The organism is Ardenticatenales bacterium (assembly GCA_020634515.1).
Classification (GTDB): Bacteria; Chloroflexota; Anaerolineae; order Promineifilales; family Promineifilaceae; genus JAGVTM01.
The window spans coordinates 512,188-538,103 of sequence record JACKBL010000002.1 but is presented as its reverse complement, the minus strand read 5'-3'; the positions used below and the strand labels follow the sequence as shown (position 1 = coordinate 538,103).

The 25,916-nt window shown below is 59.4% G+C and carries 21 protein-coding genes and 1 pseudogene; 14 read left to right on the top strand and 8 right to left on the bottom strand.

The window, feature by feature from the left end; genetic code table 11:
• Positions 1-23: 23 nt before the first annotated feature.
• Entirely contained in the window at positions 24-635 is a 612-nt protein-coding gene (locus H6650_06750) for a hypothetical protein (GenBank protein ID MCB8951698.1), read from the bottom strand.
• A gap of 852 nt (positions 636-1,487) precedes the next feature.
• On the opposite strand from H6650_06750, the gene H6650_06745 reads away from it, so the two are divergent.
• Positions 1,488-2,702, top strand: a complete 1,215-nt coding sequence (locus H6650_06745) for a M23 family metallopeptidase (GenBank protein MCB8951697.1) — start codon at positions 1,488-1,490, stop codon at positions 2,700-2,702.
• On the opposite strand, the gene H6650_06740 is transcribed toward H6650_06745, so the two are convergent.
• Entirely contained in the window at positions 2,675-2,818 is a 144-nt protein-coding gene (locus H6650_06740; GenBank protein MCB8951696.1) for a hypothetical protein, read from the bottom strand. The genes H6650_06745 and H6650_06740 overlap by 28 nt on opposite strands.
• Here H6650_06740 and H6650_06735 point away from each other — a divergent pair.
• The 3 genes from H6650_06735 to H6650_06725 are packed head-to-tail and all read left to right on the top strand — an operon-like array spanning position 2,801 to position 5,635.
• Positions 2,801-4,162, top strand: coding sequence for a DUF3696 domain-containing protein (locus H6650_06735; GenBank protein ID MCB8951695.1), 1,362 nt, complete (start codon positions 2,801-2,803; stop codon positions 4,160-4,162). The two genes, H6650_06740 and H6650_06735, sit on opposite strands and share 18 nt — an antisense overlap.
• A 1-nt stretch (position 4,163) precedes the next feature.
• Positions 4,164-4,652: a hypothetical protein gene (locus H6650_06730; GenBank protein ID MCB8951694.1), complete on the top strand. Its 489-nt coding sequence runs from the start codon at positions 4,164-4,166 to the stop codon at positions 4,650-4,652.
• Positions 4,653-4,678: 26 nt separating this feature from the next.
• The gene (locus H6650_06725) at positions 4,679-5,635 is read left to right on the top strand and encodes a TIGR01777 family protein (protein ID MCB8951693.1); all 957 of its coding nucleotides are present in this window, start codon (positions 4,679-4,681) and stop codon (positions 5,633-5,635) included.
• Here the strand turns inward: H6650_06725 and H6650_06720 are convergent.
• The 4 genes from H6650_06720 to H6650_06705 all read right to left on the bottom strand — a co-directional run bounded on the left by H6650_06720 (position 5,625) and on the right by H6650_06705 (position 10,062).
• On the bottom strand, positions 5,625-6,476 hold the full coding sequence (locus tag H6650_06720) for an ABC-2 family transporter protein (GenBank protein ID MCB8951692.1): 852 nt from the start codon (positions 6,474-6,476) through the stop codon (positions 5,625-5,627). The genes H6650_06725 and H6650_06720 overlap by 11 nt on opposite strands.
• Before the next feature lie 227 nt (positions 6,477-6,703).
• Positions 6,704-7,516 (bottom strand): ABC transporter permease, encoded by an 813-nt coding sequence (locus tag H6650_06715; GenBank protein MCB8951691.1) that lies wholly within the window; start codon positions 7,514-7,516, stop codon positions 6,704-6,706.
• A 5-nt stretch (positions 7,517-7,521) separates the two neighbouring features.
• Positions 7,522-8,505, bottom strand: a complete 984-nt coding sequence (locus H6650_06710) for an ATP-binding cassette domain-containing protein (protein ID MCB8951690.1) — start codon at positions 8,503-8,505, stop codon at positions 7,522-7,524.
• A 36-nt stretch (positions 8,506-8,541) separates the two neighbouring features.
• Positions 8,542-10,062 (bottom strand): 2,3-bisphosphoglycerate-independent phosphoglycerate mutase, encoded by a 1,521-nt coding sequence (locus tag H6650_06705; protein ID MCB8951689.1) that lies wholly within the window; start codon positions 10,060-10,062, stop codon positions 8,542-8,544.
• 1 nt (position 10,063) lies between these two features.
• Here H6650_06705 and H6650_06700 point away from each other — a divergent pair, with 1 nt between their 5' ends.
• The 3 genes from H6650_06700 (at position 10,064) to H6650_06690 (ending at position 13,948) form a co-directional block, all read left to right on the top strand.
• Positions 10,064-10,213, top strand: coding sequence for a hypothetical protein (locus tag H6650_06700; protein MCB8951688.1), 150 nt, complete (start codon positions 10,064-10,066; stop codon positions 10,211-10,213).
• A 278-nt stretch (positions 10,214-10,491) separates the two neighbouring features.
• The gene (locus tag H6650_06695) at positions 10,492-11,712 is read left to right on the top strand and encodes a hypothetical protein (protein MCB8951687.1); all 1,221 of its coding nucleotides are present in this window, start codon (positions 10,492-10,494) and stop codon (positions 11,710-11,712) included.
• Positions 11,713-12,832: 1,120 nt separating this feature from the next.
• Positions 12,833-13,948, top strand: coding sequence for a glycosyltransferase (locus tag H6650_06690; protein ID MCB8951686.1), 1,116 nt, complete (start codon positions 12,833-12,835; stop codon positions 13,946-13,948).
• 100 nt (positions 13,949-14,048) lie between these two features.
• On the opposite strand, the gene H6650_06685 is transcribed toward H6650_06690, so the two are convergent.
• Complete coding sequence (locus tag H6650_06685) at positions 14,049-14,873, bottom strand: DNA adenine methylase (GenBank protein ID MCB8951685.1); 825 nt, start codon at positions 14,871-14,873, stop codon at positions 14,049-14,051.
• 65 nt (positions 14,874-14,938) lie between these two features.
• A pseudogene (locus tag H6650_06680) lies at positions 14,939-15,892 on the bottom strand (hypothetical protein).
• 133 nt (positions 15,893-16,025) lie between these two features.
• On the opposite strand from H6650_06680, the gene H6650_06675 reads away from it, so the two are divergent.
• The 7 genes from H6650_06675 (at position 16,026) to H6650_06645 (ending at position 25,909) form a co-directional block, all read left to right on the top strand.
• Entirely contained in the window at positions 16,026-17,204 is a 1,179-nt protein-coding gene (locus H6650_06675) for a glycosyltransferase family 4 protein (GenBank protein ID MCB8951684.1), read from the top strand.
• A 388-nt stretch (positions 17,205-17,592) separates the two neighbouring features.
• Positions 17,593-18,996, top strand: coding sequence for a hypothetical protein (locus tag H6650_06670; protein MCB8951683.1), 1,404 nt, complete (start codon positions 17,593-17,595; stop codon positions 18,994-18,996).
• Between the two features lie 78 nt (positions 18,997-19,074).
• Positions 19,075-19,290 carry a hypothetical protein gene (locus H6650_06665; protein ID MCB8951682.1) on the top strand — a complete coding sequence of 72 codons (216 nt, stop codon included), beginning with the start codon at positions 19,075-19,077 and terminating at the stop codon, positions 19,288-19,290.
• Positions 19,291-19,519: 229 nt separating this feature from the next.
• Positions 19,520-24,052, top strand: coding sequence for a peptidylprolyl isomerase (locus H6650_06660; protein ID MCB8951681.1), 4,533 nt, complete (start codon positions 19,520-19,522; stop codon positions 24,050-24,052).
• A gap of 63 nt (positions 24,053-24,115) precedes the next feature.
• Positions 24,116-24,469 (top strand): hypothetical protein, encoded by a 354-nt coding sequence (locus tag H6650_06655; GenBank protein ID MCB8951680.1) that lies wholly within the window; start codon positions 24,116-24,118, stop codon positions 24,467-24,469.
• The gene (locus H6650_06650; GenBank protein MCB8951679.1) at positions 24,438-24,902 is read left to right on the top strand and encodes a C39 family peptidase; all 465 of its coding nucleotides are present in this window, start codon (positions 24,438-24,440) and stop codon (positions 24,900-24,902) included. The genes H6650_06655 and H6650_06650 overlap by 32 nt, the downstream gene beginning before the upstream one ends.
• Positions 24,902-25,909, top strand: coding sequence for an undecaprenyl/decaprenyl-phosphate alpha-N-acetylglucosaminyl 1-phosphate transferase (locus tag H6650_06645; GenBank protein ID MCB8951678.1), 1,008 nt, complete (start codon positions 24,902-24,904; stop codon positions 25,907-25,909). The genes H6650_06650 and H6650_06645 overlap by 1 nt, the downstream gene beginning before the upstream one ends.
• Positions 25,910-25,916: the final 7 nt, after the last annotated feature.

Genomic DNA, 25,916 nt, shown 5'->3' with positions numbered 1-25,916 from the left:
AAGATCCCTCGTCGGCGCGGCGGCTATTCACTTTCCGTCGCGTCGTTTAGCCCCCGCAGATTTTGCCCCATATCCATCAGCATCTTGCCCAGGTCATGACGGGACGTCTTCTTATCGTCAAGCCAGGAGGAGAGCGCCAGCATTTCCTGCCGCAGCGCCTCGTCCCGCTGCCGCGCCTCATTTTGCGCCGCGAGCAGGCGGCCGGTCTGATCCGCCCCCAGGCGCTCAAGGCGCTCGCTCAACTCCGTCTTGGCTGCGTGAATCTGCGCCACCAGGTCCTGCCGCAGCGCATCAATCGCGTCCATCAATTCACGCTGCGCGGCGCGCAACTGCGCCGTTTGCGCCTGATCCTGCCTGGTCAGGCGGTCATTAAACTCACCCTGCGTGGAAACCAGGTCGGCACCTTGCCGCTGCCCTAGCCGTTCGATTTCGTCGCTGAGCGCCCTGCGTGCTTTAGACAGGTTTTCCTGGGTGCTTGTTTCCAGCTTGCCAAAGCGGGCGTTAACGCTATCGCTCAACTCCTGCCGCACGGCTTCCAGACGCTGCTCCAAGTCACTGAGACGCCGATCCGTGACTCGCGCTTGATTACCGTACAGAATTTCCTGCAATCGCGCCAGTTCGCCTTCCGTTTCCATGCTAGCGCTCTGAGCTTCCTTCTTTGTTACGGGGTTCTGTTTCGCCATGTCTTTCTCCGGGATGAAATTAGGATGCGGATAAGCATGAATGCACACGGATGACGCAGCTATCCATATCATCAACGAAATCCGTGAAACGGCTCAACTACCAGAGGTGCGCCGCACTTGTGGTGCGCCGCACCTGCGGTGCGCCGCACCTGCGGCGTGCCGCACCGACAAGCAAGTTTCTTTTCACACACGAATGAAGAGAGTCTGTCGTACCTGAGCCGTTACAAATCCGCGATTATCGGAAGCCTTTTCATGCATCGCTGACGGGCCTGTCCAGGCGGACAGGTTCTTTCTGCATATGGTCCTGCCTGACTGTCGCCAGTTCTGATTTCACTGGCCGTCGACTGTTGGCTGTTGGGAGTATCGCGCCGCAGCCTGGTCGGCTGTGCTATCGTGAGAATCCGGTCATTTTCCCCCGCCATTCCGGTTGCGGTCTGGCACAGATGGTGAATGGCGACTAGTTTACCCTGATTATCGGCCAACTCGGCGGGTTTGGCAATACTGGTACGTCGCAGCCGTTTTTTGTATGCTTTATAACACTAATGGAAGCGGATAGAAACGATCTTGCCTGGGATGCAACGATTCACCCCCATCTTTCCGGAAGCGGTAATGAGATGACGAAGTCATTTCCTTACCGCTCCTTCAAACGGGCGACGCAATGCACATCTTATTTCATCGCCAGCCCTAAATGACGGGAATAATGAGATGCTTGGGGTTTGAAATCGCGCTTCTGGAAAAGTCTCTTGGACCAGCGACTGAATGGTTGCCTTGGGACAATTACTCAACCCGCGAGAGGTAGCGCACTTGAGAGAAAGACAGACCTGGGTCAAGGTGTTCATATTTCTGCTGGCAACATGGTTGATGGTGGGTTGCGGCACACAAAGGCCGGGCACATTGACGGAAATGCGGGTGACTGAACCGGAAGTGGTTACGTCGCCTTTAGCGAAGGCACTGCCTTCCGTTACGGCCCAACCATTGGCGGCCACGCGCACCGTTCTTCCGACGCCCGTGCCCACGCTGACGGCTGTGCCGGCATCTTCCCCCACCCCCACGTCCTCCCCCACCGCCACAGCCACGCCGACAGCCACGCCGTCACCAACGCCAGCGGCCACCCAAACCCCGCTGCCCACGCTCGTCCCCGTCAATCGTCGCTGCCCCGATCCCGCCCCCACCAAACCGGAATACAACCACTTCTGGCTGGCAAACGGACCCTGGCCAACGCCCGATCCGGCGGCGGAGAGCCATTTTTGGTTGGCGAAGCCACTACCCGGCGGAGGGCGGGTGATCACCAGCCAGATTTTGCCGTATGGGTATGACGGTCTGGGGCGCTACCTGCTGCACAACGGCAGCGACATGGCGCAGCCCATGGGCACACCCGTTCTGGCGGTGGGCGCGGGCACGGTTATCGTGGCCCAATCCGACGAGGCGGCCTTATTTGGCTGGCGCTGCGACTGGTACGGGCACCTGGTCATTATCCAACTGGACCAGACGTGGCGGGGGCAGCCACTGTACGCGCTTTATGGGCATGTGCTGAACATTTCCGTGGCTCCGGGCGACCGGGTCACGAGCGGGCAACAGGTGGCGGAGGTGGGCATTGGCGGCGCGGCCGTGGTTCCGCATCTGCATTTTGAACTGCGCGTGGGGGAGAACAGTTTTGCCGGCACGCGCAATCCATTACTATGGTTATCGCCAGGAGAAACCCGCGGGGTGATCGCCGGAAGACTGCTCGATCCCGAAGGACGTCCCTGGCAGGGTCATCCCGTGCAAATCCAACAGACGGATGGAATCACCGACACGCTCACGGCCTGGACCTACCTTGATGACCCGCAGCATCTCATCCATCCTGATGAGGGATTCGCGGAGAATTTCGTCCTGGCCGACTTGCGACCGGGCAACTATGAGGTGTGGGCGACGGTGCAGGGGGAAATGTATCGGGCGGCGGTGGTGGTCAATGCCGGCAGCGTGAGTACGGTGGAATTGGTCACGGCTCCCTACAAGACGCCCACACCCGCGCCATGACGCCGCGCGAGTTCATTGACCTGCTCCGCGAACAACTGGTAAAATGCCGGCACGAACACGGCAATCGGTTCCTCTGCAACAATTACGGTGAGGCCATCATGATAACCCGTTTGCATTTGCAAAACTTCAAGTCATGGAAAGATACAGAGCGCATGCGCATGGCTCCCCTGACGGGTCTGTTTGGGGCCAATAGTTCTGGAAAGACGAGCCTGCTGCAATTCCTCCTTATGTTAAAGCAAACGGCGGAATCGGCGGACCGCTCGCGCGTGCTGCACACCGGTGACGATCGTTCTTATGTTGATTTAGGCACTTTCCACGACCTGATCTACGGCCATGATCAAGCAAAAGACCTGGCGTACTCGCTGGAATGGACCTTAACAACGCCGCTACACATCACCGATCCGGAGCGAAAAAACGTCAGGCTTTTCCAAATAAACAAACTCCAGTTTGAAGCAGTCCTACGGAACATCAACGGAGTGACGCAAGTAGACCGCTTCACCTATCAATTTGACGGGAACCAATTTGGCATGGCGCGCCAAATAGCTGACGGAAATACAGACGATTACGAATTGACCGTTTCTGGTTATGAACTCAAGCGATCCCGTGGGCGAAAATGGCCTCTGCCGCGTCCCGTAAGAAACTATGGATTCCCTGATCAAGTAAACGCTTACTATCAGAACGCCGGATTTCTCTCAGAGCTTGTCCTGTCTCTGGAACAGCAATTGCAGGAACTGTTCTACCTGGGACCGTTGCGAGAGTATCCAAATCGTCACTACTTGTGGGCGGGAGAACGTCCACCGGATGTCGGATCGCGTGGGGAACAAGCCGTACCGGCGCTTCTTGCCTCGCGCCGCTTTGGCAAAGTCATTCATCGCGGGAGAGGACGACCCAAACAGACGGTTGAAGAATGCGTGGCCATGTGGCTCAAGCGGTTAGGGTTAATTCATAGCTTTGGCTTAAAACCCATTGCCGAAAACCGGAAAGAATATGAGGTGCGCGTGCGTCGCACAGCTATATCGCCAGAGGTCTTGATAACGGACGTGGGCTTTGGCGTTTCACAGATATTGCCTGTTTTGGTGCTATGCTTTTATGCCCCCAAAGGGGCCACGCTCATCTTGGAACAACCTGAAATCCACCTGCATCCGGCGGTTCAGGCTGGTCTCGCGGATGTATTTATAGATGCCATTAAGACACGCGACATACAGATCGTTTTGGAAAGCCATAGCGAACACCTCTTGCGACGTTTGCAGCTACGAATAGCGGAAGAAAAACTCCTCCCAGAGCAGACCGCCTTGTATTTCACGAGAATCTCGGACAAGGGCCAGTCAAGTTTGCAAGAACTTGATGTGGATTCATATGGCAATATTCGCAACTGGCCGGTTAATTTCTTCGGTGATGAGCTTGGGGAGCTTGCGGCAATGACGGAAGCAGCGTTACAGCGGCAGATGGAGTTGACCTAACGTGCCCGTCATCGTAGACACCAATGTAGCCGTTGTCGCTAACGGTCGCACTACGACCGCTTCTCGCAACTGCATTCTCATCTGTATCCGTCGCCTGCGGGCAATCCAAAGAGAGGATGTCCTGGTATTGGACCAGGGCAGGCACATTTTGCGCGAGTATACGCGGCAATTGCGCTCGGAAGGACAGCCTGGTGTGGGAGACGCTTTTCTAAAATGGGTGTTGACCAATCAGGCAAACCCGTTGCGTTGCCGGCATGTACCAATCACATTGGCTCCTGACCGAGAAGACGAAAATGATTTCGTCGAATTTCCGATTGACCCACGGCTGGCCGGGTTTGATCGTTCCGACCGGAAATTTGTCGCCGTCGCGCGGTCGCACCCGGAACATCCCCCTATTCTGAATGCCGTTGATACGGATTGGCGAGATTATCACGAGATTCTGGCGGAACATCAAGTAGCCGTCGCGTTCTTGTGCCCCGATGAAGCGTGAAGATCGGGAATGTGAGGGAAAAGACGATGCGAGTGATTATCACAGGTGGTACGGGGTTGATTGGGCGCGCCTTGACGCGCAGTTTGGTGGATGATGGGCATGAGGTGATTGTGTTGACGCGGAATCCGGCTAAGGCGGCGGGAATGCCGGCATCCGCCCAACCCGTTCAATGGGATGCCCGCAGCGCCGCCGGCTGGGGACACCTGGCCGATGGCGCGGACGCCATCGTCAACCTGGCCGGCGCGGGCATTGCCGGAGATGGCGCGCTGCCCCAGCGATGGACCGCCGCGCGCAAGCAACTGCTGCGCGACAGCCGCCTCAACGCCGCCAAAGCCGTCGTCGCCGCGATTGCCGCCGCTGCGCAAAAACCACGGCTACTGGTGCAGGCATCGGCGGTTGGGTATTACGAGGTGCATACCGACGAACGCGCCGTGACGGAAGCGTCGCCGCCGGGCGCGGGCTTTCTGCCCGAATTGTGCGTGGAGTGGGAGGCCAGCAGCGCCGGCGTGACCGATTATGGGACGCGGCTGGTGGTCTTGCGTACGGGATTGGTCTTGAGCAACGAGGGGGGCGTTTTGCCACGCACCGCGCTGCCGTTTCGCCTGTTTGTCGGCGGCCCCATGGGCAGCGGGCGACAGTGGATGCCCTGGATTCACATGGAGGACGAGGTGCGGGCGATTCGTTTCTTGATGGCACGGGAGGAGGCCAGCGGCGCGTATAATCTGTGCGCCCCGGAACCGGTGCGCAACAAGGCGTTTGGGCAGGCGATTGGGCGCGCTTTGGGAAGGCCGGCGTGGTTGCCGCTGCCGGCATTTGCCCTGCAACTCACATTAGGCGAACTGGCGCACACCCTGCTCACCGGCCAGCGCGCCCTGCCCGAACGCCTGCTGGCGGCGGGCTTCCAATTCCACCACACCGACATCAACCAGGCAATGGCCGGCTTACTGAATCAGATGCCAGGAATGAGCCAATCTACAGGTTGACGTTGATGGCGCTGCCGGATTCGTAGCGGCGCAGCCCCAGGTAGAAGACGCCTGTCGCCAGGGCGCCGAAGAAGACGACGCCCGCCGCCAACCCCAGGAGCAACAGCCCGTTCCGTTCGGTGACGATGGTCACGGGAACCGCGCCCACAAACGCGGCGGGGATGAGGGTGTAGAGGAGCAGCCGCGTCGCGCCGGAAAAGAGGGTGTTGGGATAAAGGGCAAATGTGATGATGGCATTGGTGGCCTGCATACTGATTTGCTGCGCGTTGCCCATGAAGAAGGCGAGTGACCCGGCCAGAATGCCATAGCTGACGAAAATGCCGGCAGCCAACACCGCCGACACCAAAAACAACACCATCTCCACGGGGTGGAAGCGCCCCGTAAACAGATAGGCAAACAGACCAAAAGTGACATCGCCGATGGCGCTAATCGTCATGCGCGAAAAGATGACGTGCGTCAGCAAGCTACGCGGCAGTGGCAGGTAGTAGTCCAGCCGCCCCTGAGCAATGGTTTGTGCCAGGGCGGAGCCGATGTTGCCGGCAAACATCGCGCCCAACCCATGCCCCAAAGCCACCATGCCGAATAGCAGGTAAATCTCGCGGATATTGTAGCCGCGCACCGTGCCGAACTTGTCAAAGAACAGCAACCAAAAGATGAAGTAGATGCCGTTATTGAGGAACATACCCAAAATCTGGGTGATAAAGGAGACGCGGTACTCCATCGCCGACGCCAGGTTCACGGCGATCAGGTGGCGCACGAAGGTCACTTCCGTCCAGATGCGGCGTGGGCCACTGGCCTGGGCTTTTCTAGGTGGGGATGCTGTCAGTTTGGTTTCTTTCATGCCGGCATTCGCTCAAAACGAGCAGCAGTCAATAAAAAGGCTCTTTCGGATTTCGCGGGGTCTGCCCCACATATGGGTTTGGAGTAGAGGCTTTAGCCGGTTCTTGCGCGCATATTCCGGCTAAAGCCTCCACTCCCCGCGAATTCCTGCATATTCCGGCTAAAGCCTCCACTCCCCGCGAATTCCTGGCGAACCCAAAAACAGTCAACGGGAAACGTGCGTGGGCGTCAACCGCCGTTAATGGCCAGGTTGCGCGTCGCCCAGCGGTATTGCCACCAGAGAAGAGCGCCCAGAATGAGCAGCCAGACGATGCCGCTGAGGAGCAGGCGGCCAAACTGGGGCCAGTTGAAGGCCACGAACAGGCGCGCGGGGGCGTAGGTGGTCAATTGGAAGGGCAGCAGCGCGGCAACCCGCTGCAACCATGCCGGCAAAAAGTCCAGAGGAATGAGCAGCCCGCCAAAGATGAAGACGATTTTCTGATAGATGAGGCGGAAGGAGGCGGTGTCTTCGGTGACAAAGGCGAGCAAGCCGATGATGCTGAGAATGCAGAAGTCCACAAGCATGGCGATGAGGAGGATGAGAAGGACGAAGGGGAGGTGGCGCAGGTGGATGGCGGGAATGCCGGCATAATACCACGTCACCGGCGCCCCCAACAAGAAAACCATCCCCATCTTCAACAACCCTTCCCCTAACCCGTTGCTAAAATGGTACGCCAGGTAGTTATACGGCTTACCCATGGTGTAGGCGATGGAGCCGTCCTTCACCTCCTGCGTGATATTGGCGTCGTGGCGAATTTGCCCCAACTGCATCACCTCGGCGATGAGGAAGTACCAGAGTGTGTCCGACAGGGTGAGGCCGGCGATCTCCGTGACGCCCTGGGCGGCAAACGCGGCGCGCCACAACTGGGCGAAGATGAACATGAAGACGAGAATGAGGAAGGCGCGGTTGAAGGCGTCCCACACGTAGGCAAGCTGGTTTTGCAGGTTGGTGAGGGCGATGGCGGTGTATTTAGTGCCGGCAATTTGCAAACGATGCAGCATCTCGTTCAACTCACCGTATAAATCTCGCGGATAATCTCTTCCATCGGCGGGTCCGAGATGTTAATGTCCACGCATGGAGCCACATCCATCACCGCCTGCACCACCCCCTCCACCGGCTGCTCGCGGTTGTCAAACTCCAGTTTCACCCCATACGTCCCCTGCTTCAGCACCGTCACGCCCGGCAGCGCCAACGGCTCCGCCAGCGCCTCCGCGAAGCGCACGTCAATGATTTTGCGTCGCAAGAACTGCCGCTTCAACACCGAAGTGCGGTCATCAAAAATGACGCGCCCGTGATTGATCACAATCACGCGGCGGCACAACTTCTCAATATCCCCGGCGTCGTGGCTGGTGAGAAAAATCGTCGTCCTGTCCTGCGCATTCATATCCTGAATCGCCTGGCGAATCTGCTCCTTCGCCACCACATCCAGGCCAATCGTCGGCTCGTCCAGGAAGATCACGCGCGGGCGGTGCAGCAACGAGGCCACGATCTCACACTTCATGCGCTGCCCCAGGCTCAACTTGCGCACCGGAACCGCCAGCAAATCTTGAATCTGGAACGCTTCCACGAGGAAATCGCGCCGTTTCTGGTAGTCGCGCATATCCAGTTCGTAGATACGGGCAAAAAGGCGAAACGTATCTTCCGGCGGCAGGTGATACCAGAGCTGCGGCTTCTGCCCGAAGACGGAGCCGATCTGGTAGGCAAGCTGCCGCCGCTGCTTCCAGGGAACATACCCCAGCACATGCGCCGCTCCCTGGCTGGGGAAGAGAATGCCCGTGAGGATTTTGATGGTGGTGGACTTGCCCGCCCCATTGGGACCAATGAAGCCTAGCAATTCCCCTTCCTCCAGGGCAAACGAAACTTCCCGCACCGCCTCCACCTCCTTGGTGACCGGCTTCCACACAGCCTGCCAGCTTCCGCGCAGTCCGGGTGCTTTTTGCTTCACCTGAAACGTCTTGCCCAGGCCCTCAACGGCGACGATTGTTCCCATCAGTTCCTTTTCCGAGCTTCCAGGAAGCTATCTCGGTCAGTCAATCAAGCTAAGCCCCGTCATCTCCGGCGGCTGTGGAATACCCATCAGGTCCAGCACCGTGGGGGCCACGTCCGCCAGGATACCGCGCGGGCGCAGCATGAAGTATTGGTCGCCGATGACGAACAGGGAAACGGGACTGGTGGTGTGGTAGGTGTGGGGCACGCCCGTTTTTTCATCCACCATGCGCTCACAGTTGCCGTGGTCGGCGGTGACGATTGCCACGCCTCCTTTGGCATTGATGGCGGCCACCAGCCGCCCGGCGCATTCGTCCACCGTTTCCACCGCTTTGATCGCCGCTTCCAGCACGCCGGTGTGGCCTACCATGTCGGGATTGGCGAAATTGACGAGGATGAAATCGTCGTCGTGGGCGCGGATCCGCGCCTCAATGGCCGCCGTCAGTTCGTAGGCGCTCATTTCCGGCTGCAAGTCATAGGTGGCGACTTTGGGCGAGGGGATGAGGATGCGGTCCTCGCCGGGGAAGGGGGTTTCCAGGCCACCGTTAAAGAAGTAGGTGACGTGGGCGTATTTTTCCGTTTCGGCGGCGTGGATTTGCCGGCATCCTCGCTGACTCAACACCTCCGCCAAGGGATTCGTAATCCCCTCGTCCGGGAAAATCACATCCACGGGAAAATCCGCCTCATACGCCGTCATCGTCACCAGCCGCAAGTCGGGGATGTAGGCGCGCGGGAAGCCATCGAAATCGGGAAACGCAAAGGCGCGCACAATCTGGCGCATACGATCCGCGCGGAAATTGTAAAACAAAACGCAATCTCCCGGACGGATGCGCGTGTCTCGTTCCGTTTCCACGATCACGGGCACGATAAACTCATCGGTCACGTTCTGGGCATAGGAGGCGGCAATCGCCTCGCCCGCGGAGGCATAGGCGGTCCCCTCGTGCAGGGCGATCACGTTGTAGCCTAGCTGGATACGCGGCCACCGCTTGTCTCGATCCATCGTGTAGTAGCGTCCGCTGACGGAGGCGATGCAGCCGCGCCCCAGTTGCGCCAGTTTTTGCTCCAGGCTGGCGGCGAAACCGGCGGCGCTGCGTGGCGGTGTGTCACGCCCATCGGTGATGACGTGGACGATGGGGTCAATCCCCCGGGCCACGGCCAGGTCGAGCAGGGCGTGGAGGTGGCGCTCATGGCTGTGGACGCCGCCGGAACCGAGCAAGCCCACGAGGTGGAGTTTGCCCCCGTTTTGGGAAAGTGATTGTAGGGATTGGGTGAGTGCCGGCATTTCCCCCAACATATTCTCGCGGATCGCCTTATCAATGCGCGTAATGTCCTGGTAAATAACGCGCCCCGCGCCCAGGTTCAGGTGTCCCACCTCGGAATTGCCCATTTGCCCCGCCGGCAATCCCACGGCCTCGCCCGAAGCATCCACAATCGAACGCTCCAGCGTGCGCATCCAGCGATCATAATTGGGCGTGTGGCCCTGCGCCACGGCATTGCCATGTTCCATTTCACGTATGCCCCATCCATCCAAAATGAACAGGGCGACCGGTCGGTATTGCATCATGTTTGCTCCTGAAAGCCACCCCTGGTCATTGTCGCTTTGGGGCGGGCTGACGATATGCCTGGCGGCGCAAGCGCAGCGGCGTGTGTGTTGGATCAACAGCCGCCAGGGAAACACGCTCACGCCGCTGTTTCTGACCGTTCCATTATAAGCCAAATGGCACGGAAATACATTGCGGCCCGCATTGGCGAAAAGGTGATGGACGTCATGGGGAATTGGTGGCATTTGGCAGTTGTGCCGGCATTCACTCCCCACATACTGTTTTCCAAAAGGCGCTTTACCTGTCCCGCATGGCGCCTGGGGGACGCAAGCTGAGAAGTGAAAGGACCTATTAACGCTCTCTGGAGATTGGACCAATTTCGCGCGCGCCCTGGCCATTTTCACCAAAGGAAATTGGGCCAATCTGCCTGAGCAGTTGCGAGGTGAAAAATGGTACAAACAATAGGTACACCCATTGTGGGAAATGGTTCCCGCGCCTCCGCGCGCGCGGTGAGCCTGCCCGAGCCAGATATGACCACAAGCCAGCCGCGGAAACGGATGGATGCCGGCATGGACAACCTGGCGCACATCGCCTGGGACGCCCTGCGCATCCAGCCACCCCTCTACGCATCCGCCATCTTGGGGCATCCCTGGACCTGGATCCCCCCTTATCGCCCTTTCTCCGAATTTGGCATCCTCAACCTGTGGCGGCCGCGGCGCACCATCCGCTTCCTCCTCAACGTCACTATCCCATCCATCCCGCGCACGCCGCCCCCCTTTGGTCCGCCCCTGCTGAATGACCTTTTCTGGCAGCCCACCGTCATCCTACAACGACCCGACCACATCGGCAGCTACACCAGTTTTCTTGACGAATCCTGGTTCTTGATCAACGGCATCATGACGAATGACGCCGTGGCGCAGATCAATGCCGCCTACGTTTCCTACCTGTTCCATCGCCCGGTGACGTTGGTGCAGAATTCCACGGACTCCTTCGTGGTGGACATGATTCAATGTATGCTGGGCAAGGAGTGGTATCGCACGACGGAGCCGGCCGTGAAGGCATTTCCGGTGATCTATGATGCGCTGAAAGATGCCGGCAAACGCCGCGTCGTCATCCTCGCGCACTCCCAGGGAACCATTATCGTCGCTAACGTCCTGCGCCTGCTGTACGCCATCACCCAGCCGCCGGAAGAAGACGTGTCGCTGGCCGCCGCGCCCCGCTACGCGCCGCCCGAATTCATCTACCCCGAACAGGAAGAACTGCGCCTGGGCGATTTTGCTCCCCTCACCATCGATGAACTGGCGCGGCTGGAGGTCTACTGCTTTGCCACTTGCGCCAACCGACTGACGTACTTCGCCCATCTGCCGACCGGTGAGCCTGTGCCCTGGATTGAGCATTTCGGCAATGAGTACGACATCGTCGCCCGCCTGGGTATGCAAGCACCACACGCCGACCAGTGGGGCGTAGACATCGCCGGGCCGCGCTACGTGCGGCGCGGCGCCTGGGGACATCTGCTCAACGCCCATTACCTGTTCGCAGTGGCGGACTATCAGAAATCAGGAAGAAGGCGGGGAGGAATTGGCTCGCCGGCTCCCTTCATCCAGGTCAATCCCGACGCGGCACAGGCCCAGGACGGACCACGCTTGTTCCAATACATCAACGGAGGGTAACTGTGAAGAGAATGTCTGATTTCAGGTCCACAAACTAATACCCGTTCCGGTCACGGCCATATCTCCGCAAATCTACGGCTGCTGGCTGTGTCCAGGTATGTGCCCAGTATTTGGCGCAATTGTTGGTATACTTGTAATCGGTTCAGATGGAGGCTCCTTGTTCTGCTCGTGAACCCTATCCGGGTTCTTGGAGCCTCCCTTCCCTGGTGTGCCGTCACGCATAAAACGATGGATACGCGCCGTAGGACAAGACGCTGTCTTGTCCGGTCAATTCAGCGAATTGACCTACGGTTTCCCATCAAACATCCTCGACAGGACACTCGTGTGCCGTCACGCAGAAAACGATGGATACGCGCCGTAGGACAAGACGCTGTCTTGTCCGGTCAATTCAGCGAATTGGGTCAATCGTCAGCATAAAACGATGGATACACGCCGTAGGACAAGACGCTGTCTTGTCCGGTCAATTCAGCGAATTGACCTACGGTTTCCCATCAAACGCCCTTGACAGGACACTCGTGTGCCGTCACGCATAAAACGATGGATACACGCCGTAGGACAAGACGCTGTCTTGTCCGGTCAATTCAGCGAATTGACCTACGGTTTCCCATCAAACATCCTCGACAGGACACTCGTGTGCCGTCACGCATAAAACGATGGATACGCGCCGTAGGACAAGACGCTGTCTTGTCCGGTCAATTCAGCGAATTGACCTACGGTTTCCCATCAAACATCCTCGACAGGACACTCGTGTGCCGTCACGCAGAAAACGATGGATACGCGCCGTAGGACAAGACGCTGTCTTGTCCGGTCAATTCAGCGAATTGACCTACGGTTTCCCATCAAACGCCCTTGACAGGACACTCGTGTGCCGTCACGCAGAAAACGATGGATACACGCCGTAGGACAAGACGCTGTCTTGTCCGGTCAATTCAGCGAATTGACCTACGGTTTCCCATCAAACATCCTCGACAGGACACTCGTGTGCCGTCACGCAGAAAACGATGGATACGCGCCGTAGGACAAGACGCTGTCTTGTCCGGTCAATTCAGCGAATTGACCTACGGTTTCCCATCTTGCCGATAGCTCCGCACGGAAGCATCAAGGCGCGACTGGGTTAGCTATGCCTATCTTGGTAGATCATTTGATTACGGATTTGGAAAGCGGCGGGGCGCAAATGGCGCTGTACCGTTTGGTGACGCGGTTGGACCGGGAACTGTTTACGCCGCGCGTGGTATGTTTGCGTGGGGGAGACGGTCCGGTGGGGCGCAAGCTGCGGGCGGCGGGCGTGCCCGTGCTGGATTTGCGCATGACGCGCAAGTGGCGCGTGGATGCGCTGGCCCTTCTCTATGGAAGGTGGCGGCGGGAGCGCCCGGTCATCCTGCATAGCTGGATGTTTCATGCCACCCTCATAGGACGCCTGGTGGGGCGGGCGGCGGGGATTCCTATTCTCATTTCGGCGCGACGGAACGTGAATATCGGCGGCCCCTGGCGGGAGCGGCTAAATCGGCTGACGCTGCCGTTGGACAACGCGGTGATCGCCGTGTGCGAGACGGCGCGGGCGGCGGAAATCGCGCATGGGCACGTAGCTCCGGAAAAAGTGACGACGATTTACAACGGGGTGGACCTGGCGGAGTTTCCGCGAGCGAGCGCGGAGGCCGGGACGCGGCTGCGGCGGGTGATGCATGTGCCGGCATTTTCCCCACTCATCGGCGTCGTCGGACGGCTGCACCCGCAAAAAGGGCACACCTACCTGCTGCAAGCCCTGCCCGCCATTTTGCAGGCCATTCCTGACGCCCACTTCCTCATGATCGGGGACGGAGAGTTGCGGCAGGCGCTGGCGCAGGAGGCACGGCAACTGGGCGTGGCGCGGCAGGTGCATTGGTTGGGGCATCGGGATGACGTGCCGGCATTACTGGCGGGACTGGACCTGTTCGTGCTGCCATCGTTGTGGGAAGGCATGCCCAACGTCGTGCTGGAGGCCATGGCCGCCGGGCTGCCGGTGGTCGCTACGGGCGTGGATGGGACGCGGGAGGTGATTGTGGATGGCGAGACGGGGATGCTGGTGGGGGCGGGAGAAGTGCCGGCATTAGCCCAGGCCATCATCCACTTGCTACAAGACCGGGACCGGGCCGCCGCGCTGGGTCAGGCCGCTCACGCCGCCGTCGCCGCCCACTTCACCCTGCAACGCACCGTGCAGCAGACGGAAGAGCTTTATCGTCGGCTTCTTGGGGAATAGGGACAGTGGACAGTGGATAGTGGTTGGTGGATAGTTGGCAGTTGGTAGTTGACGGTTGGTAGTGTCGCCGATGGGAATTTCTGGCGGAACGGTAGGCGTCTCACGATGTCAGCCAGTCCAGGTCGCGGCTGATGAGCAGTTCCCGCTTTTGCGCGTGGTGGGTCGTTTTCATACTGATTTCTCCCACCTGTAAGTCATGAGTGGCGGCCAGTTGGCGGATTTCCGGGTGGTCGTCGTATGTCATCAAGAAATCGCCCTTTAGCGCGGATGCCTGGGCAAACAGGGCCGGGTGATCGATTTCGGAATGGCGATAGAGGCGTCTGCCGGCTTTCACGTAGGGGGGATCGATGAAGAAAAGGGCGTGGGGGTCGTGCGCGTGATGCCGGCATACAGCAAAAGCGTCCCCATGAACAAACGTGATCCGCTCCCGAATATGGTCAATAGCCAGAATACGACGTCGCAACGTCGTTGGATACCATCGAGAGCGAATCCCCTTGCCATTCTCCCCGTGCCGCACAAAACTGGCCCCATCCGCCAGAATGCCGCCCCGATTCACCCGATTCTTGACAATCGTGGCAAACGCCCGCGCCCGCAGCGACGAATCCGCGGCAGCAATCGCCCCCCGCGCATTTTCCACCGTCATCTCAAACGACAGAATGCGATCAACCAGCCAGCCCGCGTCCCCACTCAGGATTACCTGCCACACCGCCGCCACATCGTCATCCAACTCCACCAGGATCAGATGGTCCACCAAATTCTCAAAAATCGCCGTCAGCCCGACTATTCCCCCACCGGCAAACACGTCAAACAGCACCTTCCCCTCGCCGCCGCAGGCTTGCAGCCACAAGCGCGCCGTCGGGACAAGCCACGTCTTGCCGCCGGGATAGCGAAACGGGCTGCGCAACGGTACGGAAGCAACATTCACACCCTTTTGCGCTTTCGTTTCAGATGCATCTGTTTTGGATAGCTCAAATAAAGACAATTGTTTGGTCATGTCAGGAGAAAATCGGTTAGCAGCGGGGCATCCGGTGGATAACCGTCCTGCTTTTCGTCAAGTTTGTTTTGCAATTTGGCTATGAAATCTTCAATGGGTCCAGGTTGTGGAACGGTCATAGCCGTCAACGCCGGCTCGAAAGCGGTATAGACCTGTTGCGAGAGAACGAGTTCAAATTGACCATCACGCCATTCCAGATCAAACAGCAGCCAGGCAATATCCGCCAGCTCTCTATCCACTTCTGGCAATGAAGGCAGGGTTGAAAAAAACTGCCTTTGCACCGCGACGGCCTGCTTCTTGCCCCAGGCGCGGATGATCCCCCCTTTGTATAGCATTTGTGGGACCAGACGCTTGCGCGACGATGAAAGAAAATCCGGGCGAGGAAAGTAGCTTGCCAGACTCCTCCAATCCATCTCCGATCGACCAGAACGATCCTCCATATAGAAAGCAAAGGGTTGTCGCACATTGCCAGATATGTAAACGGCCTGGATTTCCAACGAGCCAAAGTCAACTATTTTCCCCCGGGCATCGTAGGCAGCCAATACAAGATCGATATTGCCGGCCGAATTACCTTCCCCGTCCACCAATCGCACTTCAGAAAGCGAAGTCCAACTGGTCCTCTTACCAAAGAAAAACTCGGCGGCCGCTTCCGCAACAAGCCAGTTTTGCCGAAATCGGATAGGGCAGGTAATAATAGCTTCTGGCGTGTCCTCGTTGGTTATGCCGGCAACAAAAATACTGACTCTACTGAAAAAAGGTCAAAAACCGGGTTTTTACACATGAACAATCGAAAAACCCGGTTTTTTCAGTGACGCTTTGTCTTTCGTACAGTTTGGCACGCGATTGTTGAAAGGGCACAGCTTCAACTCACGGTGTCTTTCCGCCAATGTGGACATATTGCTGGTCGGAAAACCGAAAACCTCGGCTAATGGCTGGCTTGGTTCTTGCATCGTAGCGGTAACGCTCCTCGGCTGAGATGATGCTGGATATTACCACAAAATCCCGATTCATCCGCGCTTGTTCGCGTCCTACTCCAAAACAAAATGCCGGCCGACTTCTCTCATCCGGGGCAATGAACACCAAATGACAACACTCGTTCGCGTACTACACCCGATCACGCGCCTGATCATTGGCGGGGCGCAAGAAAATACCATGCTCACGGCGGCTATGCTCAACCACGACCCCACCTACCGGGGACGCTACGCCGTAGACGTGGTCTGTGGACCACAGACGGGCACGGAAGGCTCGCTCATCGAGGAGACCCGGTCACGCGGCGTGCCCCTCACCATCCTGCCCGACCTGGTGCGCCAGATCAGCCTCAGCCACGACACGCGCGCGTTCTTCAAGCTGCGCCGCATGATGCGCCAGGGGCACTACGATATTGTGCACACGCACAGTTCGAAGGCGGGTGTGTTGGGGCGGTTGGCGGCAAGAAGTGCCGGCATTCCCCACATCATCCACACCGTCCACGGCTGGAGCTTCCATGACCAGATGTCCCCCGCGCAACTGCGCCTCTACGTCGCCCTGGAAAAGCTGGGCGCGTGGGCCGGCCACGTGATGATCGTCGTCTCCCCCCACGATATTGACAAAGGATTGGCGCAAGGAATTGGCCGCCGCCAGGATTACGTCGTCATTCGCAGCGGCGTGGAATTGGACCGCTTCGGCCACCCCCAGGTGTCACCGGAGGAAATGCGCGCGCGGCTAGGCGTGCCTCCCACCGCCCCCCTCGTCGGCAGCGTCACCCGCCTGTCGCCGCAAAAAGCCCCGCTGCACCTCGTCGCCGCCTACGCCCAAACAGCAGCCCACTGCCCCCAGGCCTGGTTTGTCATCGTCGGAGATGGCCCCCTGCGGCCCGACGTGGAAGCCGCACTACAAACGGCGGGCATCGCCGACCGCACCCTCCTCACCGGCCTGCGCCGCGACGTGCCCGAACTGATGGCCGCCTTTGACGTGTTTGTTCTCAGCAGCTTGTGGGAAGGGTTGCCGCGCGTGCTGCCCCAGGCCATGGCCACCCGCTTGCCTATTGTGGCCACCGCCGCCGACGGTTCCGCCGAAGCCATTGCCGATGGCGTCAACGGCTACCTGGTAACACGCGGCGATACGGCGGCGATGGCGGAGCGCATCGCGCAACTGCTGGCGGACGAGGCATTGCGGCAGCGGATGGGCGCGGCGGGCCAGGCGCGCGCCGCCGAGTTTGGCGCGGCGCGCATGGTATCCCAAATTGATGCTTTGTATCAGCAGTTAGGGTTCGCCCCAAATTAGCTTGGAACTATCCGACAAGCAAGAACCCGTCCAGCGCATCCGTCAATTCCCCATCGATTAACGGATGCGCCCATAGGGTTCGCCCCAAATGAGCTTGGGACTATCCGACAAGCAAGAACCCGTCCAGCGCATCCGTCAATTCCACGTCGATTAACGGATGCGCCCTTTTGGGTCGGCGATGTCCCCGACAATGTCCACAAATGATGGCGGGGAAGTGCAACTGCGCCGCGTGATGAAGCCGCCTGTGCGCCATCCTCAACAAAGCCCCGCCTTTGAAATTATTGCCGAATTGTGAGACATTCTGTATCATAATTCCGTAAGCGCGTTAGATGCGCTGGCTGTTTGTTGCTGCCCAAACCATCCGCACACAACAAGGAGTGCCTGCCTGATGGCTCAATCGACAATTTCGCCTGCTTCTCCCAAAAAGATGCCGGCCCGCCTCAAACCATATTTGCTCGGCGCGCTGGCACTTATCATTTTCTGGCTCATGGTCTACTGGGGCGGCATGCCCCCACGCCGCGAACTCCCCTTCTTCATCGTTGGCGTGACCGTGTTCATGGTCGCCGTAGCCGGTTTCGCCTACGCCTACTGGTATCTGCTGCTGAAGCCGCTGCCCGCCGGCCATCGCGTCCCTCAGGAAGACGCCCTCCCCGTTACCACGCGCCAGCTTATGGCCGCGCTCGTGGGCCTGACCGGCACGATCCTCGTCGTAGGCGCGTTTTGGGACGAGGTCTGGCATCGTTCCTATGGCATACCATTTGGCGAGGATTTGTTCTGGCGACCACACTTGATGATGTACCTCAGCTTCACGCTGATCTCCCTGATGGCCTTCGGCGGTCTGGCTTACCTGCTGCGCCGCGGGCAGGGAACGCTGCAACAGCGTTTTCGCAGTTCGCCGGTGGTGGGCACGATGGTCGTCCTGAGCGGCTTCTTGCTCTTTTCCGTCCCCGCCGACCCGTTATGGCACACCATCTACGGCGAGGACATTACCGCCTGGAGCCTGCCACATCTGGTGCTGGTACTCAGCTTTGTCGGTCTGATGGTGATGGCCGTGGCGATTCAGTTGTCCACCATGCGCCAGCGCGAATGGGCGCCCATCTGGCGCGGCAACGGGGCTGACTTCTTCATTACGGGCGTGATGACGTTTGCCCTGGTCGTTGGTTTGCAGGTGATGACGACGGAGTGGGATGCGCCGGTTGCCGGCAATTTCTCCGCCGCATTCCTCAGTCGCCCCATCTGGATATTCCCGGCCATGGTGGCCATCATCGCCGTTTTCCTGGGCATTCTCGCCAACCAATCCACGCGCCGCTACGGCATGGCCACCCTGACCGGCCTGCTCGCCTTTGGCGTGCGCTACGGTTTGATCCAGCTTTTTAACTACAACGAAATGACGGCGCGTAACTGGTTGCTGGCGTTGCCTCCGCTGCTGGCCATTGACCTGTGGTATGCCTGGCGCGGCACAAAGGTCCGGCAGCCCGCAAACTGGATCGGCGCCGGATTGGCGGCAGCCGTGGCCACAATCGCCATCAGCCTCCCCTTGATGAATCGTCTGTTTGCCACGCCGCAGGTAAATGCCGGCAATCTACTCTCCTTCATCTTCTGGATCACCCTCCTCAGCCTGGGCAGCAGTTGGATTGCCACCAACGTCGGCGAATATTTGGGCACGGCCAACAAACACTTGACCGAAACAACCGCCACGGACCGTCGTTTGCAACTGGTTCCGCCGGTAGCCTTTGTCGTCGTCCTCAGCTTCATCATCCTGTTCGTCGTCACCGCCACGCCCCCCGCCTGAGCGCGCAAGTAACTATCCTTGAGAAATAAGGAACGCCGTTTCGCGGTGAAACGGCGTTCCTGGCAAAACGGAATCACCATGCTCACTGTTTTCTTGCACGGCGCGGTCGGCAATTGGGACGAAATCCTATTCATTGCTATCGGCGTGCTTTTTATCCTTACCTTCCTCGTCGTCCTCTTCCGCGGCCGGCAGTTCGCGCCGGTGCTGGAAGATAGCGAAGATGCCGATAGCCAACCCGAAGAACCAACACCCCACCCCACCCGCCGCCCCAAACCAGGGAAGAAAAATCGTTAGTGGCTATCCGCAATTAAGTTAGCGGAAATGTGCGGACGGTTGCTGTCCATGATAGCTGGGCAGCAACCGTCCATATCAACCATTCCCCCATTCACCCATTAATTATTAGCTCCCTCTCTAACCCAACTCGTTCCCCCGCTCCTTTCCTCCCTGTTGCTCCCCCTCTACCGATGCGGTAAGATTCACCCCGCATACGATTGAAATTCGGAAGAGGATATGAGAAAACAATATGGAATCAAAGCTCTCTCGCTGGTGTGATGGCCTGCTAGAAGCAGGCTGGCTGACCGTCATCGTCGCCACCCCCCTGTTTTTTGATACATTCTCCGCCCGTGTTTTTGAACCCGACAAGCTCACGCTGCTGCGCTCCATAGCCGTGATCATGTCCGTGACGTGGCTGGTGAAGTTCATCGATCTGCAAGGCTGGCGCTCCTGGACACGCCTGCGCCCCCGCGACGGCAACACCATATGGCGCATCCCCTTTGTCCTGCCCGTTGCCCTGCTCGTCATCTCCTATCTCCTCTCCACCCTCTTTTCCGTCACGCCCCAGGTCAGTTGGGCCGGCTCCTACCAGCGACTACAGGGAACCTACACCACGCTCTCCTACATCGTCGTCTTCGCGCTGATGGCCGTGACCATCCGCACGCGGGAGCAAGTGCGGCGCGTGGTGACGGCGGTGATCATCACGAGCATTCCCGTGTCGCTCTACGCCATGTTGCAGCGGCGTGGCCTGGACCCCCTGCCCTGGGGAGGTAATGTGCAGCGCCGCGTGGCCGCCAACATGGGCAACGCCATTTTCGTGGCCGCCTACCTGATCATGGCGGTTCCACTGACGGCGGCGCGCATCATCGACGCTTTCACCAATATCCTGGACGAGGCGGACCTGTCCATCGCGGACATTGTGCGCTCGGCCATTTACATTTTCGCCCTGGCCATTCAGTTAATCGCCATCTACTGGTCCAGCAGCCGTGGTCCCTGGCTTGGTCTGGGCGTGGGGATGTTCGCCTTCGTGCTGATCGTGCTGGTCGGACTGCGCGGCGCGGCGGCGGACCGGGGGCGCTTTCGTCTGCGGGACGTGGGGCAGGCGCTGCTCCTGGTGGTGGGCGGTGCGGCGCTCCTCTTTCTGCTGTTCACGCTGCTCATAGACGGCATCACGGCTACGGGGCGGCTGGCGTCCCTGGCCGGCCCCATGGGGTCGTTTGTCTCCTTCGCGGCGGCGCTGGCCGTTGTGGTGCTGACCATTCTGGTGATGGTGGTGGCGCGGCGGGGCTGGCGCTGGCTCTGGTTTGCCTGGTTGCTGGTGACGCTGGTCGTGGGGGGCTGGTTGGTGGCGTTCAACCTGGCGGACCAACTGGGGCCGGAATATGCGCAGCGCCCGGTGATTGGGAATGTGATGCAAACGTTGGAGGAGTGGCGTGGATTGCCGGCAATTGGCCGTCTCGGACGCTTGTTAGAATCAGAAAGCGGCACCGGGCGCGTCCGCGTCCTCATCTGGGAAGGCGCCCTGCAACTCATCCGACCACACACCCCCCTCAGCTACCCCGACGGCACCAGCGACAGCTTCAATTTCCTCCGCCCCCTCATTGGCTACGGACCGGAATCCATGTACGTCGCCTACAACCGCTTCTATCCGCCGGAACTGGCAACCGTAGAAGCCCGCAACGCCTCCCCCGACCGCTCCCACAATGAAACCTTCGACGCCCTGGTGATCACGGGGCTATTTGGCTTCCTCGCGTGGCAGGCGCTCTACCTGCTCGTCTTCTATTACAGCTTTAGCTGGCTGGGCGTCATGCGCAGCCGCCGCGACAAACTGCTGCTGGTCGGCCTGTGGATTGGCGGGGCCGTCCTGGGCGGCATCCTGCTCACCCTCTGGCTGGGTCCGCCATTCCTGGGCGTGGCCGTGCCCTTTGGCAGCATCATTGGCTTGATCATTTACCTCATCTATTACGCCTTGTTCTCTCACGGCCTGGACACCGACAAGGTGGTCAATCCGTTCCAGGCGGATCGGCTCCTGCTCACCGGGCTGCTGGCCGCCGTGATGGCCCATTACGTGGAAATCCACTTCGGCATTGCCATCGCCGCCACGCGCATTCACTTCTTTGTTTACCTGGCCCTGATTTTGATGGTCGGGTACGTTTTGCCGCACGCGCGGCAGGAGGAAGAAGAAGCCGCGCCCGTGGAGAAAACCGTAGCCACGCCCTCGCGCAAGCGGCGGCGAGGGCGCGCACGCGGTAATGCGGCAGGCGTGCCGGTTGAACGCCGGTGGATTGTACCCACCGTGTTTGCCACCTTCATCCTGACGCTGATCATTGGCATCCTCTGCTTTGACTTTATCAGCTTTAGCCTGCCCAGCGGCCAGGTGATCCAATCCCTGGCGGACGTGCCCAGCGCGGGCGAGGTGTTCCACCAATCCTTTTTTGTGAACACGGGGCACAATTTTGCCGCTTCCCCGTTCGTCTATCTCATGTTGACGTTGACGTGGGCGCTGGGGAGCCTGATCTGCCTCAGCGAGATGGCGAAAGACGGCGCGTTCCGTAATAGCCCGCTCTCCGGTATGCTGCCGGCAGGGCGCGAGAAGCTCGCGCGCGAGAAGCTCGCGGCAGTGGTGTTTGCCGCCTGGGGAGCCGGGGCGTTGCTGCTGCGCTTTTTGCCCACAGACACGCCGCCGGACACCACCGGGCTGATCGGACGCAGTTTGCTGCTTATTTGGGCCGCTTTTTGCGCCTATGCGGCGCTGATGCTTGTGCGGGACGCGAAACAAGGGCGGCTGGCGGGGGGCGTGGTTGCCGGCATTGGCCTGGCGCTCTCCTTTGCCATGTTTGGGGCCGCCACCCCTGGCTATGCACTGGTGTTCCTCGTTCTCTCCAGCGGGCTGCTCTACTGGCTCTGGGACCCCGCCTGGCAAAAGTCCATCGTGCCCGGACTGTTCATGTCCATCTCCTCGCTCTCCGCCGGATTGATATACGGCTTGCTGCAAGCGTCGCAGGTGCGTTCTTCCATCATTGCCCCGGCGGGCGTGACGGATCAGACGCCGGAAACGGTGCGGCGGGTGTTGGAAGCGGAACAGTCGGCGGGCTTCCTCACACTGTTCTACGTGTTCGTTTTCTCGGTGATTTTCCTGGTGAGCGCCCTGGTACTCTGGCCTCGGCTGCGGCGGCTGCGTCAATCGGGAACAATGCCGGCATTTATCGCCCTCCTCATCCTCATCCCCCTCGGCTTCGTCGCCGTCTACACCACCAACATCCGCATCATCCACGCGGACATCGTCTACAAACGGGGCGACCCCTGGGAAAAGCAAGCCACGCGCAGCGGCCAGCCACAAGGGTGGGACAACGCCATCGCCATCTACGAGCGCGCCATCGAACTGGCCCCGCGTGAAGATTTCTACTACCTCTTCCTGGGGCGCGCCTACCTGGAAAAAGCCTCCCTCCTCAGTGACGACCCCGTCGCCCAAGAGCAACTGCTGGTGACGGCGGACAAGGGTTTGGTGGAGGCACAAACCATCAACCCGCTAAACACGGACCACACCGCCAACCTGGCCCGCCTGAATACACGCTGGGCGGATGCCACGGCAGGCGCGGAGCGGGAAACGCATGTAGAGGACGCGAAAGCATATTACGCGGCGGCGCTGAAGCTGAGTCCGCAAAATGCGGTGATTCGCAACGAACGAGCGCGGTTGGCGTATGCGTTTGACCGGGATTGCCAGTCGTCCATTGATTTGTACAACGAATCGGCGACGGTGGACCCGTACTACGCCAGCACGCGCTTTGAACGGGCGGAAATTCAGATAGCTTGTGCCGGCAACAGCGAAGGCGGGCAGCAAACCGCTTACTACCAGGACGCCATCGCCAGCATCGAGGAAGGGCTGGCCCTGGACGACAACGACCCCCGCCGCTGGACGCAGTTGGCCCAGGTCAATGAGCAACTGCAACAGTACGATGCCGCCCTCGACGCCTTCGATCAGGCGCGCCAACGCGCCAACAACCGCTTCCCCGCCTGGCAAACCACCCTGGCGATGGCCGACGTAGCGCAGAAAAAGGGCGAGATTGACCTGGCTATCAGTTATGCGCGGGAGTCGCTCAGCAATGCGCCGGTGGAACAGCAATCGCAAGTGCAAGCGTACCTCTCTCAACTGACGGGCGAACCGCTGCCCACGCCCGCAAACCCGGACACGCTACCCGTATCCCCGGAGAGCTTCACGCCGCTCACGGGCGACCGTCCCCTGGCAGCGATGGAACCGGTGCAGCGCAACAACATCTTCCAAAGCTACCCGGCCACCATCATTGACCAGGCGAAAATCTACGAGGCGGCCATCGTCATGGACAACGGAACGATGCGCTTCCGCCTGTTTCCGCGCCAGGCACCGCTGACCGTTAACAGCTTCGTCTATCTGGCAACGCAGGGCTTCTATGATGGCATCACCTTCCACCGCGTGCTGGAAAACTTCATGGCGCAGGGGGGCGACCCGACAGGCACGGGCACGGGCGGTCCCGGATATACGTTTGCGAATGAAACCGGCAGTGGCCTGGAATTCGACCGCGCCGGTCTGCTGGCGATGGCCAACGCCGGACCGGATACCAACGGCAGCCAGTTCTTCATCACCTTTGCGCCGCAGCCCAGCCTCAACGGCGGCTACACCATCTTTGGCGAGTTGATTGACGGCGAAGACGTGCTGCGCGCTATCAGCCTGCGCGACCCGGCGACCAACGGCCCGCCCGGCGATGTCATCCAGCGCATCGACATCTACGTCGCCAACGCCCCTTAAAACGGTGCCGGATGAAGTTGTTGTGATCAGTCACCTGTAGTGAAATAGAAGGAAAGGGCAATCATGGGTATATCAAACACTATTTCCGTGGACGAGCATCTCATCGCGGCTCCTGGTGAACCCATTATTAACATCACGGCCTTTACGGCACGCAAACAGGCCAGTGGCTATATTGGCAGCCATGTCAGTCACTTGATGGGAGGGGGAGAACCTTCGCTTCTGCTAGTTAAAGGGCGCGTCATCTGGCGCGTACCCATTCTGCTCAGTTCGCCTCAACGCGGCATCTTAGGGCAGGTTGCCACATTAGACATTGATGCCCGCACCGGGCAGATGCTATTGCCTCCCCAATTTATCACGCAACTGGAAAATCATGCCCAGGCACTTCTTGACAGTTCCGCACATCCCACAGCGTCGTGAATCGGATTGCCTGGCCGCTTGTGCTGCCATGTCGCTTGCCGCAATTGGTTTGCAACCTGATTATGACGATCTGCTCTCAATCCTGGATGTCAAACCATGGGGAACGCCTCACCGTAACATCCAACAATTGAATCATCTCATCCGTGATTTGCTGATCACCTATCGACAAGGCGCACTGATAGATATTTTTGAGGCGATCAATGACGGGATGCCTGTGATTCTGTTCGTTTGGACAGAAGACTTGCCGTACTGGGTATGGGAAACCTGGCACGCTGTCGTCTTGGTGGGCTATGATGATCAAGATTTCTTCATCAACGATCCTGCTTTCCCAACTGCGCCCCAGATTGCACGTCACGGAGACCTGGAACTGGCATGGATTGCAAATGATGCGTATTATGCCGTGATCAGATTGGGGGATAGAGTTATCTCATAATGGATACCATTATCTTCGTCTTTCTTATCGCCCTCATGGTCACGGGGCTGAGTACGCCGTGGGTGCGGCGGGCGGCGATCAACCTGGGGTTTGTGGATGCGCCGGCGCAGCGAAAGCTGCACAGTACGCCGATGCCGCTGTTGGGGGGCGTGGCGATTGTGTTGGGGGCAACGCTGGCGGTGTTGATTTTTTTCCGCGATGCGCAGGTGGTGCGCGCGCCGCAGGTGCGGGGGATTGTGCTGGGATCAGGGTTAATGGCGCTGGTGGGATTGGTGGATGATCGGTATGGATTGCCGGCATGGGCCAAGATGTTGGCGCAGGTGGTGAGCGTGGCGCTGCTGGCCTATTTTGACGTGCGCGTGAAGCTGCCGCTACCGCTGTGGGCGAATTACGCGCTCACGTTTTTGTGGATTGCCGGCATTAGCAACGCCATCAACTTCCTGGACAACATGGACGGGTTAAGTGCCGGCATCAGCGGCGTCATCGCCGCCTTCATCATGCTCCTGGGCGCGCTCAACAACCAGTACCTCGTCGGCGGATTGGCCGCTGCCATCCTCGGCGCCTGCCTCGGCTTCCTCCGCTTCAACTTCAAACCGGCGCAAATCTTCATGGGCGACGCCGGCGCCCTCTTCCTCGGCTTCCTCCTCGCCGTCCTCGGCATCCAGCTACGCTTCCCCGAAAACTCCAACTTCGTCACCTGGATGGTCCCCCTCTTCCTGTTTGGCGTGCCCATCTTCGACATGGCCCTGGTCATGTTCTCCCGCCTGCGCCGCGGCGTCAGCCCGAACACGGCGGGCAAAGACCACACCAGCCACCGTCTCGTGCGCCTCGGCTTCAGTCAGCGGGAGGCAGTCCTGATTCTCTACTTGTTTGCCGGCATCTTGGGCATGATCGCCATCTTCATCACCCAGGCCGCCGTTTTCGAAGGTTATTTCATTGGCGGCGTCGTGGCCTTGCTGGCCGCCTACGCCATCTGGTGGCTGGATACGCGGGTCAAGCCGTTGTAGCCCGATT